Origin of the sequence: Actinoplanes sp. NPDC051411, from assembly GCF_040682075.1 — a bacterium.
Lineage (GTDB): Bacteria > Actinomycetota > Actinomycetes > Mycobacteriales > Micromonosporaceae > Actinoplanes.
Genome location: NZ_JBFBAD010000125.1, coordinates 1 through 13,244, shown reverse-complemented (window position 1 = coordinate 13,244; position 13,244 = coordinate 1). Strand labels below are relative to the sequence as shown.

The 13,244-nt window shown below is 71.7% G+C and carries 13 protein-coding genes; 4 read left to right on the top strand and 9 right to left on the bottom strand.

Features of this window, described 5'->3' with window-relative positions; translation table 11 throughout:
* The first annotated feature begins 63 nt into the window (after window positions 1-63).
* On the top strand, window positions 64-1,671 hold the full coding sequence (locus AB0M88_RS42670) for a methyl-accepting chemotaxis protein (RefSeq protein WP_364112069.1): 1,608 nt from the start codon (window positions 64-66) through the stop codon (window positions 1,669-1,671).
* A 257-nt stretch (window positions 1,672-1,928) separates the two neighbouring features.
* Here AB0M88_RS42670 and AB0M88_RS42665 read toward each other — a convergent pair whose 3' ends face one another.
* The 4 genes from AB0M88_RS42665 to AB0M88_RS42650 form a co-directional block, all read right to left on the bottom strand.
* Window positions 1,929-2,495: a DUF6346 domain-containing protein gene (locus tag AB0M88_RS42665; RefSeq protein WP_364112067.1), complete on the bottom strand. Its 567-nt coding sequence runs from the start codon at window positions 2,493-2,495 to the stop codon at window positions 1,929-1,931.
* A 73-nt stretch (window positions 2,496-2,568) separates the two neighbouring features.
* Window positions 2,569-3,609 (bottom strand): hypothetical protein, encoded by a 1,041-nt coding sequence (locus tag AB0M88_RS42660; RefSeq protein ID WP_364112065.1) that lies wholly within the window; start codon window positions 3,607-3,609, stop codon window positions 2,569-2,571.
* Window positions 3,606-3,911, bottom strand: coding sequence for a type VII secretion target (locus tag AB0M88_RS42655; protein ID WP_364112063.1), 306 nt, complete (start codon window positions 3,909-3,911; stop codon window positions 3,606-3,608). The genes AB0M88_RS42660 and AB0M88_RS42655 overlap by 4 nt, the downstream gene beginning before the upstream one ends.
* Complete coding sequence (locus tag AB0M88_RS42650) at window positions 3,911-4,339, bottom strand: YbaB/EbfC family nucleoid-associated protein (RefSeq protein ID WP_364112061.1); 429 nt, start codon at window positions 4,337-4,339, stop codon at window positions 3,911-3,913. Before AB0M88_RS42650 ends, AB0M88_RS42655 begins: the two co-directional genes overlap by 1 nt.
* Before the next feature lie 104 nt (window positions 4,340-4,443).
* Here AB0M88_RS42650 and AB0M88_RS42645 point away from each other — a divergent pair, with 104 nt between their 5' ends.
* Both AB0M88_RS42645 and AB0M88_RS42640 read left to right on the top strand, forming a co-directional pair.
* Window positions 4,444-4,938 (top strand): SigE family RNA polymerase sigma factor, encoded by a 495-nt coding sequence (locus AB0M88_RS42645; protein WP_364112059.1) that lies wholly within the window; start codon window positions 4,444-4,446, stop codon window positions 4,936-4,938.
* Window positions 4,939-4,941: 3 nt separating this feature from the next.
* A complete protein-coding gene (locus AB0M88_RS42640; protein ID WP_364112057.1) occupies window positions 4,942-5,760 on the top strand; it encodes a hypothetical protein in 819 nt (272 codons plus the stop codon).
* Window positions 5,761-6,180: 420 nt separating this feature from the next.
* Here AB0M88_RS42640 and AB0M88_RS42635 read toward each other — a convergent pair whose 3' ends face one another.
* The 4 genes from AB0M88_RS42635 to AB0M88_RS42620 all read right to left on the bottom strand — a co-directional run bounded on the left by AB0M88_RS42635 (window position 6,181) and on the right by AB0M88_RS42620 (window position 11,458).
* Window positions 6,181-8,655 carry an ABC transporter permease gene (locus AB0M88_RS42635; RefSeq protein WP_364112055.1) on the bottom strand — a complete coding sequence of 825 codons (2,475 nt, stop codon included), beginning with the start codon at window positions 8,653-8,655 and terminating at the stop codon, window positions 6,181-6,183.
* On the bottom strand, window positions 8,652-9,494 hold the full coding sequence (locus tag AB0M88_RS42630; RefSeq protein WP_364112053.1) for an ABC transporter ATP-binding protein: 843 nt from the start codon (window positions 9,492-9,494) through the stop codon (window positions 8,652-8,654). Before AB0M88_RS42630 ends, AB0M88_RS42635 begins: the two co-directional genes overlap by 4 nt.
* Window positions 9,495-9,599: 105 nt before the next feature.
* On the bottom strand, window positions 9,600-10,244 hold the full coding sequence (locus tag AB0M88_RS42625) for a response regulator transcription factor (protein WP_364112051.1): 645 nt from the start codon (window positions 10,242-10,244) through the stop codon (window positions 9,600-9,602).
* Window positions 10,232-11,458, bottom strand: a complete 1,227-nt coding sequence (locus tag AB0M88_RS42620) for a sensor histidine kinase (protein WP_364112049.1) — start codon at window positions 11,456-11,458, stop codon at window positions 10,232-10,234. Before AB0M88_RS42620 ends, AB0M88_RS42625 begins: the two co-directional genes overlap by 13 nt.
* A 152-nt stretch (window positions 11,459-11,610) precedes the next feature.
* Here AB0M88_RS42620 and AB0M88_RS42615 point away from each other — a divergent pair, with 152 nt between their 5' ends.
* The gene (locus AB0M88_RS42615) at window positions 11,611-11,823 is read left to right on the top strand and encodes a hypothetical protein (protein ID WP_364112047.1); all 213 of its coding nucleotides are present in this window, start codon (window positions 11,611-11,613) and stop codon (window positions 11,821-11,823) included.
* A 50-nt stretch (window positions 11,824-11,873) separates the two neighbouring features.
* Here the strand turns inward: AB0M88_RS42615 and AB0M88_RS42610 are convergent.
* Window positions 11,874-13,244: M14 family zinc carboxypeptidase (locus AB0M88_RS42610; protein WP_364112045.1), on the bottom strand; the 1,371-nt coding region annotated here is incomplete at its 5' end.

Genomic DNA, 13,244 nt, shown 5'->3' with positions numbered 1-13,244 from the left:
TTCAGCGGTCCCGATCTAGCCTTGGCGTACTCGACCTCACCGCCACAGAATGCGAGCACGACGATGAGCGGAGACGCCGCACGCCGGTTCTCCTTCGCGGACCTCCGGGTCAGCACGAAGATTCTCGCGGCCGTGGCGGTGGCCGGGCTCGTGGCGCTGGCCGTCGGGCTGACCGGGCTGGTCGCTCTGAGCCGGTCCAGCAGTTCGGCGCAGCGCATCTACAGCGGCAATGTGGCGAGCGTGTCCGCCCTCGGTGACCTCCGCGCGGCCATGCTGCAGGCCCGCCTGGACCTGACCCTGCACTTCATCGTCCAGGACCGGGCATCGCTGGCGGCGGCGGAGGACGCCTTCAAAGCTGATGTCGCCTCGGTTGACGCCGCGCTGCCCGCCTACCAGGCCGACGCCACGGCGGCCGACCCGGCTGTGCTGACAGACATCAAAACACTGTGGACGCAGTACGTGGACATCGCCGAGAACACGCAGATCCCGGCCAGCAGACGCGGCGACCGGGTGTCGTGGCTCAAGACCCGGACCAGCGAGATCGACCCCCGCATCGCCAAGGTCTTCCAGGATCTGAACACCCTGCGAACCGCCGAGCAGAAAGCCGCCGCCACGTCCGCCGCGTCGGCGCACTCCGGGTACGTGTCCAGCCGGCTGACCTCGATCGTGCTGCTCGTCGTCGGACTGGCGCTGGCGCTGGGCGTGGGCCTGCTGGTGGCCCGCCAGATCGTACGGTCCCTGGGGCGGATCCGGGAGGTGTGCGCCGGCCTGGCCGGCGGTGATCTGACCCGGACCGCGGCGCTGACCTCCCGCGACGAACCGGGCCAGATGGGTCAGGCCCTGGACAGCGCGATGGTCCGGCTGCGGGAGACCGTCTCGACGATCGACGGATCCGCGGGCTCGCTGGCCGGCGCCGCCGAGGAGATGTCCAATGTGGCCATGCAGATCGCCGCCTCGGCCGAGGAGACCAGCGCGCAGGCACAGACCGTCTCCGCCGCGGCCGAAGAGATCTCCCGCAGCGTCGACTCGGTCTCGGCCGGCAGCGAGGAAATGGGCGCGGCGATCCGGGAGATCTCCCAGAACGCGGCCGAAGCGGCCAAGGTCGCCAGCGAGGCGGTCGACCTGGCCTCCAGCACCTCGGCCACGATGAACAAGCTGGGCGAATCCTCGGCCGAGATCGGCAACGTCATCAAGGTGATCACCGCGATCGCCGAACAGACCAACCTGCTCGCCTTGAACGCCACCATCGAGGCCGCCCGCGCCGGCGAGGCCGGCAAGGGCTTCGCCGTGGTGGCCTCCGAAGTCAAGGACCTCGCCCAGGAAACGGCCCGGGCGACCGAGGACATCTCCCGCCGGGTCGAGACGATCCAGGCCGACACCAACGGCGCCGTCACCGCGATCGAGCAGATCACGACGGTGATCGCCCGGATCAGCGACTTCCAGACCACCATCGCCTCGGCGGTCGAGGAACAGACCGCCACCACGGGAGAGATGAACCGCAACGTCACCGAGGCCGCCACCGGCACCGGCGACATCGCCCAGAACATCACCGGCGTCGCCGAATCGGCCCGCATCACCAGCGAGGGTGTCATCCAGACCCAGCAGGCCACCGCCGAAGTCACCCGCATGTCCACCGGCCTGAAACAACTGGTCAGCGCCTTCCAGTATTGAGAGCTGGCCGCCGAGGCCGGGCTGGGTGATCGGTTCGGGCGCCGCCGGCTGCTCGTCCTCGGCCTGGTCGCGTTCGCGCTCTCGTCGGCCGGCGCGGTCCCCGCCTTCCGGACCGGCCGGCCGGCCGCGGCTTGTGCGCATCCCGTGACGAAGGCGGGCTCCGGGCCCGCGCGGTGATCAAGCAGCGGCCGGGCGCCCGATCCGTGCACGACCCACGGCCGACCCGGCAGTCATGACCGGAGCTCACCGAACTGTGGTCAGCGGCGCTTGACGATGTTTTTGACGACTGACTTCAAGTAATAGATCACGGCGAACAGAGGAAGGATGCCGACCAGGGCGATCAGGCCGGCCATCCAGGCGACCCAACCGCGAGAGGGCAGGTCGGGACGGGAGTAGCCGACGCTGCCGCGGCTCCCCTGGTTTTCGCCGATCTTGAAGGTGTCGCCGGGCTTCGCACCCGGCAGGAAGCCCGGCTTGTCGAGATCGATCCGGGACTTCAGGCCGCCGTCCCAGGTGACCTTCACCGTGCACCGGTTGTAGTACCCGAAGCCCTTGATGGTGATCGGCCCGCGGCGCTGACATTGCTCCACGGTGGCGGTGCCGTGGTCGCGGGCGTCGTTGTAATCCGGTCGGCTGAACCGTGCGACGGTCTCCGCGGTGCCCAGCAGGACGGCGGAGATGGCGAGCAGGATCAGGACGCCGAGCAGGCTTCCCCACCATGTGCCGCGCCGGCCATCGCCGCTTGTCGCCGGGTCTTGAGGCGCATTCCTGTCCGCCCGGGTGCGCCGCACGTTCGTCTCGGCCTCGGCGAGCAGCTCGTCCATGCGGCGGCGCCGCTCGGCCGCGCGGCCGTGATCGGAACTCATCGCTCACCTCTCTCCCGGGAAGGTGCGGTGCCTAGAGCGGAAGGTCGATGCCGGGCGGTGTCGGTTCTTTTCCGTGGCTCAGCGTGTCGCGCGTGGTGGTGCCGTTCTGAATGCTGTTCATCTTCAGCCCCTCGCGCACGGCGTCGGCGGCGATCTGCGTCTTGGCCCCGTAGACGACGGCGTCGCCCTGGCTCATGGTGCCGAACGCGTGTTTGAAGGCCGCCAGCGGGCCCTCGCTGTCGATGACGTAGCTGTCCGCCGCGTGCACTTTGGACGAGTTGAGGAACAGCGACCCGTAGCTGGTTTCGGAGACGACGTCGTCCATCTTCTTCGACACCTGGGTACAGACGGCGGAAAGGGCCGGGAACTTGCCGCCCAGCTTGTCGATCGCCGCGGTGAGCCGGCGCAACACCCTCATGATCTTTCCGGTGTACTCGGCCACCATGAGCGCGATCTCGGCGATGACCTTGGGGATCGTCACCACCAGAAGGGCCTGCAGGGCCTTGGAGACGGCGGCTCCGACGACCTCGGCGATCAGGTCGCGCACGGTGTTGCGGACGACGCCGACGACGGAGCCCGCGATGAGCGTGGCCTCGGCCATCGCGTCGGCGACCGCACCCAGGGCCACGGCGTCCCCGGCCATGCCGGACGCCTTCTTCCGGTACGCGGTCACCGCCTCGGAGTCCCAGCCCGAGGTGGCGGCCTGCACCTGGCTCGCGAGGTATTCGGCCGCGTCGTACGTGCGCTGCCGGAGGTTTTGCCAGGTGGCGGCGTGGCCCTCGATCTCCTTCGGGTCGCCGGCCAGCCAGTCGAGCGGCTCGCGCAGGCAGTCGACGTGCTCCATCAGCCAGCCGACCCCGGCCGCGAAGATCGCCTGGAACGGATCCATGATCGCGCCGAGGGTGCTCAGTCCGACCACGGCGGTGTTGCCGAAGCCGGTGAGAAAGTCTTCGTTGCGGAATCCGTCGACGGCACCGGCGGCTGCCTCGACGATGCCGGCGCCCTCGTACCACCTGGCCGCCGCTTCGGGTGCGATGAGATCCGCCCGCGAGATCGCCGCCGCGTCGCTCATCGCGGGCCCCGCATCCGGCCCTCGGCCCGCTCGTCGCCGCGATCGAACTCGTCGGCCATCGCCCTCAGCAGTTCGGCGAGAGCGTGCACGCCGTCCACCGCCCCGCGGTACGAGGCGATCGCCTCGTCGCCGTGCGGATTCAGATAGAGGTTGGTGAACAGCGGTCCGACCAGAGGCCCGTAGGCGCCGCCGGACGCCCGGATGTGTGATGCCGCGGTGCGCGCTTCGTCGAGCATGCGCGCGATCTCGTCCACATCGGCCGCGTGCCGCCGCACCTCGTCACTGGGGATCTTGATCACCATCAGTGCTCCTCCTCCGACTGCGGGTAGCGGTTACGGTAGGCATCGGTGATCAATGCGCCGGTGCCGGAGTCGGATCCGTACAGGTTTGCCGTCAGCTCGGCCACCCGGGACGCCAGCTTGGCCTGGGCGCGATGGGACGTGGACAGGACGAGCCGCGCCAGCTCCGGCCGCGAGAGCTTGTCCGACTCGGCATGGAACTCGAGATCGGCCAGGCCGCCCGCCGAATTGACCGTGACCGTCACCTCGCCGCCCTCGGACCGGGCGGTGACCTCGGCTGCCTCCAGCGCGGCGCTCAACGTCAACGCCCGCTGAGTCTGCGCTGCTACGCGCGCCTCGAAGGACTGCAGGAGCTCTTCAGGATCGCTGGGCAACTCCCCGGCCTTCCTCATCGGCACGACGTGATGATCGGCGCTGAACGCGCTCCGCACTCGCCAACGGTAGTAGTCGATGGCTAGTTCCTTCACGCTTGGCCGGAGCGTGCAACCTTTTGGCCGGCTGCGGAGTAGATGGGGTGGGAACGGAAGGGGGCGTAGTGGTCCGAGCCGACTGGGAAGATCAGTTCGTCGAATATTTCCGGGTCCGAGCGCAACCGCTGCGCCGGCTCGCCTATTCGCTGTGCGGTGACTGGCACACCGCGGAGGATCTCGTGCAGCTCACCTTCGTACGGTTGTACCGGCGCTGGCCCGGCATCCGCGAGGAATCGGTGGACGCCTACGCCCGGCAGATCGTGGTCAACGCGTTCCTGACGCACCGGCGGGCCCGGCGGCGTGAGTCGCTGATGGCCGACCCACCCGAGCGGGCGACGGGCGGTGCCGACCCGACCGCGAGGCTGGCGGTGCATCGTGCACTGGCCGGTCTGGGGCCGCGGCAACGGGCCGCTGTGGTGCTGCGGTACCTGGAGGATCTGCCGGTGGCCGAGGTAGCCACTCTGCTCGGGATCAGCGAGGGCACGGTGAAGAGCCAGACCGCGCGAGCCATCCAGTCCATGCGCGGGGCGCTCGACGGCGCCGCGCTCACGAAGGAGTAGGCGATGCAGGAAGCGGAAGTGCGGCGCGCTCTGCACGTGTACGTGCGGGACGGCGAGCCCGTGATGGGGCTGACCGCCGACGCGGTCCTGGCGGCCGGACGCCGGTCGCGCCGGACCCGGCGGCTGGCCGTCCTCGCGGGGGCGGGGCTCGTGGCCGCGATGGCCGGGGCAGGCGTGGTGGTGGCGTCCTCCGGCGGTACCGACTTCGCGGCGGCCGACCCGTGCCCGGTCCGGCCCGGTCCGCGCCCGCCCGGGGTGATCGCGGCCGATCGGCCCCTGGCGCCCGACCTGGTGGACTGGGCTGCCACGAGCCTGACCTGCTACCTCACCGAAGAGGTGCCCCGATTGCTCCCGGCCGCGAAATACGCCCCGGTGCCGGGGGTGCCGGCCGGGCCGTTGCAGGGGTTCACCCACGGTGGTGAACCGCCGTGGGGCAACCGGGTGGACGCGCTGGCCCTGATCCGCGACGCCGAGGGAACCGGTGACCTGACGGTCACGGTCGGGGTGGTGGACCGGTCGGCGGCCGTCCAGGCCGAAAGCGACTGCCGGGGCGACAAGACGGCGAAATGCACCGTCCAGAGGGGGCCGGACGGGGAAACCGTGCTGCTGGGCACCGAGGCGGACGGCACCCCGGCCGAGTCGCCGCGCAATTTCGTCGTCCAGGTCTTCCGGGGGCACAGCGAGATCGACGTGCAGGTTTCGAACACCGATCGGCAGGCGGTGAACGGTCAGGCTCCGGTCGCGACTCGACCGGAACCCGTCCTCTCCGCCGAGCAGGCCGTCGAGTTGGCGGTCGCGCCCGAGCTGTATCTCTTCCCGTAGCTCCGCGTTCCGGGCTGAGCCGGCGGAAGCTCCGCGTGGAGACCTTCTCGGCGCCGTAGGTGGTGAGCGAGGTCTCGGTGCAGATGTGCCGTGATCACCCCACCGGAGCTGCCGAACCGGGCATCGACACCCTCGAAGTGGTGGTTGATGATCGGCATCGACGTCATCCGCCAGGTGCCGACCAGGCAGCCGTCCCGCGTCGGTTGACGGCACGGACGGCTTGGCCGACGGGACAACGGCGTGGCCCGGAACGGAGGATGCGGCGACAGATCCGTGGGTGCTGCCGCCGCGGTCGCCGAACCCGGGCCGGCACGGACGAGCCGGCCGCGTCCGCCGAGCGGGCCACCAATTCAGCCGTGCCGGAAATCTATCGGGCACGCACGGGCGCGACGGCGGCGCTCGTTCCACCCAGGGCAGGTCCTAATCCTTGATGCCGATGTTCTCGGTCGGTGGGGTGCGGAGCAGGCGCCGGACCGGCCAGATCGTGGTGACCAGGGCCAGGAGCGTCGCGCCGCCCAGGACGGCGACGGCTCCCGTCGCCGGCACGTACGGGATCGGGCTGCCGGTCAGCGCCCGCATGATGGAGCCCAGCGTGAGCGCCGCGATCGACGCTCCGATGAGGACGGACACCCCGAGGAGGCCGGCCTGTTCGGCGTTGACCATGCGGCGGATCTGGCGGCGGGTGACGCCGACCAACCGCAGCAGGGCCAGTTCGCGGCGGCGGGCCAGGGCGGCCATCACCATCGTCGTGGCGGCGGCCAGGGCGGCGTAGCCGACCATGACGCCGATCAGCATCTTGTTGAGCCAGGCGCCGATCGCCAGGTCGGTGCCGATCTTCTGGGTGCGGGCGGCGGCATCGACCACCGTCGTGCCCGGGTGGGCGGCGCTCCAGGCCGCCAGGGAGGCACCAGCACCGGGAGCGGGAGTGGTGCGGACCAGGATCTCGTCGTCGGCGTCGCGGGGGAGGTGGCCGGCGGTGGTCTGCTTCGAGAGGGTGACGTCGGCGAAACCGAGGCCCCGGCGGTAGATGGCCACGACCGTGAGGTCGGCCGGCGTGCCGTCGCCCAGCCACAGGTGGGCCTTGTCCCCCACGTGCCAGCCCGACGACGAGGCCTGCATGGCCGACACGGCCACCGTGCCGGGCTGGCGGAGGTCGTCCAGGCGGCCCGATGCCGGGCCGAGGTCGACGGTCGAGGTGAGGCCGGCCGGGTCGACGGCCTCGGCCGTCGCGGTTTCGATGCCGCCGAAGGAAGTGACCACCACCGACGTGTGGCGGATGCCGGTGGCGGCGGCCACGCCGTCGAGCGTGCGGATCTGGTCCGCGGCGTCGCCGCCCGTGCCGAGGACCACGCGGTCGGCGAGGGTGCCCGCCCGGGCCTGGGTGGTGGTCTGGCGTTCGAGGTTGTTCTGCAGGAACCAGACCGAGCCGCCGAAGCCGACCGACAGCACCAGCGCGGTCAGCACGGTCGCCATGCCCTGGGCGTTCGCGCGCAGGTTCTTCCCCGCCAGGTAGCCGCTGGACTGCCAGAGCCGGGACAGCACCGGGGCGAGCAGCCGGGCGGCGAACGCGTTGATCCACGGGGCGAGCAGGGCGACCGCGGTCACGAACAGGTAGAGCATGCCGACCGCGCCGGCCAGGGCCGCCGAGGACCCGCCGGCGGCCGCCGTGAAGCCGCCCGCGGTGCCCGCCCCGGTCATGGTGATCAGGCCGAAGGTGAGGCGTACCCGGCCGCTCCGCTTCGGTTCCACGGCCGCCTCGCCGAGGGCCTCGACCGGCCTGATGCGGGTGATGCGGCGGCCGGCGATCAGGGCCGCGAGCACCGCCACGAGCAAGGTGAGCACGACCGCGGCCAGGGCGGCGAGCCAGCCGGCGGCGAGCGGGAAGCCGGCCGGGACGAAGCCGCGGTCGATCATCTGGCCGTGCACCCACCGGGCCGCGACCAGGCCGGACGGCACGCCGACCGCCGAGGCGGCCAGGGCGAGCAGCGCGGTCTCGGCCATCAGCATGCGCCGGAGCTGGCCGGGTGTGGCGGCGACCGCCCGCAGCAGGGCCAGATCGCGGCGACGGTGCCGCACCGAAAGGCCGATCGTGCCGGCCACCACGAAGACGATCAGCATGACCACGTAACCGCCGAAGGCGGAGCCGGCCTCGACCAGGAGGCTCTTGGCGAGCAGGCCGGCCGACTGCTCGGCGGCGCCGCGCTGTCCACCCGCGTACGTCCTGGCACCCGCCGCCGAGGCGATTCGCCGGACCCCGTCGGTGATGTCGGCGCCCGGTGCGGCGAGCACGCCGATCGCGTCGAACCGGCCCGGGTGTGCGGAGAGCCGGGCGGCCTGGGCGTCGGTGAAGAACAGTTGGGCGGTGCCCGTGTCGGCGGTCCCACTGACCACATAGGAGCGGTGGACTCCCGCGACCGTCAGGTCGACCCGGCGGCCCGGGGCGAGGCCGAGCCGGATGTCGGCCAGGACCTCGTCGTCGGCCTTCGGCGGGCCACCCGCGCTTGTCGCGCGGCCGGTGAGGGCGTACGCGGAAAGGCCGTGACCGACCGCCGAGGGCGAGTCGACGATGATCCGGTCGTCGCCGGCGGCCAGCGCGACCCCCGGCACCCGGCGGATGCGGTCGACCAGCCCGGCGCCGACCGTGCCGCCGTCGGGCAGCGTGACCGTCGTGGTCGTCGTGTCGCCGCCGAAATCCCTGCTGGTGTAGCTGACGTCGCGCTGGGCCACGACGAGGTCGGCCGAGCGGTAGAGCTCGGGCTGGGGCCGGAAACGCAGGCCCGACTCGACGAGCGTGCCCATCGCGACCAGGATCAGCACCCCGACGGCGAGCGCGAGGAACGTGGCGGCCGACGGGCCGGCCCGGTGGCGCAGCAGCTTGGTGGCGAGCGCGGTCACGGCGTCATCCTCCGGTCGAGCGAGGCGAGGTGCTCGGCGATGCGGGCCGCGCCGGGCTGGGGCAGGTCGCCGACGATGCGGCCGTCGGCCAGGATCAGCACCCGGTCGGCGTAGGACGCGGCGACCGGGTCGTGGGTGACCATGACGACCGAACTTTTTTCAACGTGGCGAGGACGGCCCTGCCCGGCAGCCGCCAACGGCCGGGAGCCTGTTCGGCCGATGTCAGGTTGAAAATGGTTCGCCGTCTGCCCGTGCTCGTCGACGACCGCCCGCAGCAGGGCGAGCACGTCGGCCGCGGTTCGCGAGTCGAGCGCGCCGGTCGGCTCGTCGCAGAAGATGACCTCGGGGCGGCCGGCCAGCGCGCGGGCGATCGCCACCCGCTGCTGCTGGCCGCCGGACAGCTGGGCCGGCCGGTGGTGCAGCCGATCCCCCAGGCCGACCCGGTCGACCACCGCGGTCAGCCAGGCCCGGTCGGGCCGGGCGCCGGACAGGCGCAGCGGGAGGACGATGTTCTCCTCCACGGTGAGGGCGCCGATCAGGTTGAACGCCTGGAAGACGAAGCCGATGCGGCCGCGGCGCAGCCTGGTCAGCCGGGTCTCGGAGAGGCGGGACAGGTCGGTGTCGCCGAGGAACACGCGGCCGGAACTCGGCCGGTCGAGGCCGGCCGCGGTCTGCAGCAGCGTGCTCTTGCCGGAGCCGGACGGGCCCATGACCGCGGTGAAGGTGCCCCGGTCGAAGGTGGCGTCGACGGCGTCGAGCGCGACGACCGGGCCGTAGGCCCGGGTGAGTTTCTCGACGCGTACCGCGGTGGCGAGCAGGGGTTTCGTGGAGACGGACATCGTGTCCTCCGTGTCGTCGGGTGTTCGGTGCGCGCACGGAGAACGCTATTGAGGACGGGGATCGGCAACCATCCCGCAGGCTTTACATCTCGGGTAGAGCAGGCTCTACTTCTCCAGGTAGCGCAGCACGGCGGTGACGCGGCGGTCGGCCCGGTCGTCGGGCGCCAGGTGCAGCTTGGCGAAGATGCTGCGGATGTGCTTGTGCACCGCGCCCTCGGTGACGAACAGGCGCTCCGAGATCGCCGTGTTGCCCAGCCCCTCGGCCATCAGCGCCAGCACTTCGAGCTCGCGCGGCGACAGCTCGCTCAGGCCGTCGTCGGGGCGGTTGCGGGCCAGCAGCTGGCCGACCACCTCGGGGTCGATCGCGGTGCCGCCGCCGGCCACCCGCTCGAGCGCGGCGAGGAACTCCTCGACCCGGCCGACCCGCTCCTTCAGCAGATAGCCCAGGCCGGCCGCCCCGGACGAGAGCAGGTCGTTGGCGAAGGCCTGCTCGACGTACGCCGAGAGCACCAGCACCGCCAGCCCGGGCCGCCGCCGCCGGGCCTCGACCGCCGCCACGATGCCCTCGTCGGTGTGGGTGGGCGGCATCCGAACGTCCACAATGGCCACGTCGGGCCCGTGTTCGTCGACGGCGGCCAGGAACTCGGCCGGATTGCCCGCCGCCGCCACGACATCGAGCCCCTCGGCCCGCAGCAGCAGCGCCAGGCCGGCCCGCAGCAGCGCGTCGTCCTCGGCGATCACGATCCGCACGGCAGCTCCACCCACATCCTCGTCGGCCCGCCCGGCGGGCTGGTCAGCGTCAGCCGGCCGTCGAACGCCTCGACCCGCCGGCGGATGCCGGTGAGCCCGGAACCCCGCGCCTCGTCGGCGCCGCCCCGCCCGTCGTCGTCGACCACGACCACCAGCCGCTCGCGCTCGCGCCGCACGGCGACCGTCACCTCGCTCGCGCCGCTGTGCTTGACCACGTTGGTCAGCGCCTCGGCGACCACGAAATAGGCCGTGGCCTCGACCGAGGCCGCGCACCGGACCGAAACGTCGACGACGACCCGGCACGGCACGGCACAGCTCGCGGCCAGGCCGTCGAGCGCCCCGGACAGCCCGCGGTCGTCGAGCACCGGCGGCAGGATTCCGCGCACCACCGTACGCAGTTCGCCCAGCGCCTGCTCGGCGGCGTCCTGAGCCTGGCCGAGGATCTCGTCGGCCCGCGCCGGATCACGTTGCCGGGCCCGGCGGGCGGCGCCGAGCAGCACGGTGACCGCGACCAGACGATTCTGCGTGCCGTCGTGCAGGGAGCGCTCGATGCGCCGCAGCTCGACCGCGTGCGCGTCGAGGGCGGCGGCGCGGGTGGCGGTCAGCTCGGCGACCCGCAGCGAGAGGTCGATGCCGGGCGGCGGGGAGAGCAGCCGGCGGCCGGGCGCGGCCTGGACGCGGGCCAGCAGCGGGACGGCCGCGACCGTGGCGACCAGCCAGCCGAGACCGAGCACGGCCACCCACAGGGCGTCGGCGAGGCTGTCGACGCGCCACAGGACGAAGCTGGGGCGGCCCTGGTCGGGGTCCACGAAGCGGTACCAGAGGGGGAACGTGAGGTCCTGCACGGCGTACAGCGGGAGGGCCAGGCCGAAGACGCCGACCAGGAAGCCGAGGAGGCCGTGGAGGGGCAGCCAGGCGAGCTCACGGCGTACGAAAGGGTCTTGAATCGCGGCCCGGAGGCCGCCGGGAACCGGGCCCGGCGCGAGCACCGCCGGACCCCAGCGGGTGAGCCGGGCGCGCTCGCGGTCGGCGACCGCACGCAGCCCGCGCAGCGCGGGATGCGCCAGCGGCAGGCCGACCCCGGCCGGCGACGCGAGGGCGACGACCAGCGCCCAGAGCAGGACGCCGAACGCGAGCGCCGCCGTGCCGAGCCCGCCGGCCAGGTGCTCGAGCGCGCCGACCAGGACGCGGACCCGCGCACGCAGCCAAGACATGCGGTGACGATAGGCCACGTCCGGGCCCGGCGTCAGGGCACGGACCGAAAAGTAGTGCTGGCTGTACCCGGGTTGTCGAGCCTGCGGGATGGGCCCCGGCGGCCGGGCTGAATAGCGTTCGAGGCACATCAGACGACGCCCTGGAGGCAGCCATGAACGACCAGTACAGCATCGGTGAGAAGACCGGGACCCGGCGCGGCGTGCTGCGCCCGATCCTGTGGCTGGGGCTGGTCCTCGGCGCCGCCGCCAACGCGGTCGTCTCGTCGGCCGGCGGGAGCCCGTTCGCCGGCTCGGCGTTCGGCGCGGTCGCGCTGGCCTTCGCGGTCACGCTGATCGTCCACCACTACCGCACCCGCGGTCACTGACCGTGCCGGCCGGCGGCCAGCACGGTCAGTTCGACGAGATTTCCTGACTACTACTGCGCGGCGGCCGCGCTGTCGTCGGCCACCCGAACCAGTTCGGTCAGGCCGCTCGCATACTCCAGCGCCTCGGAGTGTGCCTCGTCCCACGGCGGCTGGAAGCCGACGCCGTCCCACTCCTGGGTGGCGTCGTTCCAGACGTCGTTACCGATCTCGAAGTCCCACGCGTCGATGCCGAGCTCGTAGTAGAGCTCGTCGGCCGAGTTGCCGGCCGCGGAATAGAGCACGTCGGCGACCGGCCCGGTGTAGGACGGCCAGGTGACCGTGCCCCGCTCGGACGCGATCGCGCCCACGATGCGGCGGGCGCTGTCGAGATAGAACTTCTGCTCGTCGATCGACGGGCGGGGCAGCGTGATCCGGCCGTCCGCCTTGTACGAGCCGGGCGGCCACATGAAGTACCCGCCGTAGCTGTGCACGTTCATCGCGAACTTGATGTTGGAGTGGGCCGAGGCGAGGGCGATCACGTTCCTGCTCTCCGACTCGGACAGCTCGCCGGTACCCGAATAGGTTTCGCCGAGGCAGTTGCTGCCGCCGCCGACGTAGCCGTCGAAGAACGAGCCGACGGTGTAGTTGCGGTTGACGTCGACGCCCCAGCGGTCGCGGTTCTTCGGGTCGCGGTTGACCCCGGTGCAGTGGTTGTCGAGGTTCTTCCGCTGGAAGTTGTAGTCGTTGAAGGTGTAGTTGGCGCCGTCCGGGTTGACCGTCGGGATCACGAAGATGTCGGTGTTGTCGACCATCTGCCGGGTCGCCGGGTCGGTGTTGTAGTTGGCCAGCAGCCGCTCGGCGAACTCGAGCGTGACCAGCGGGGTCGCCCACTCACGGGCGTGCTCCTGGGAGTACGCGAGGACGCCGATCTTCGAGCCGTCGCGCACCTTGCCGATCCGGAGCGCCTGCACGGTCCACGGCTTCTTCGACACCTCGGTGCCCTTGAGGCCGTCGTCGAGGCGTACCGGGGCGACCACCGGCATCGGCAGACCGGCCGAGCCCGATTCGACGAAGGCGCTGAAGGTCTGCGGATATCTGGCCGTGATGAACGCGGCCACGTCGTCGGTCGTGCTGATGGTCTTGCCGGCGTTGTCGGTCGCCAGCCTGACGGTCAGCACGCGGTCCTTGTAGGTCGCGGCCAGCGGCTTGTTCGGCGCGCCCGGATCGACCGTCTTGACCTGGACCCCGTTCATCCCCTGATCGCCGAACTTGATCGACTCGACGACCACCGCGGCCGCGTTGGGGTCGCCGAGGTACGCGACCGCCGTACGCCGGTAGCCCTGGGTCTTGTTCGGCAGGTTGATCACGTCGACGAGCGCCGGGTACTGCCTGGCCAGCCGCTTGATCCGGGCCTGGATGTCGGTCGGCGTCATGTACGCCGC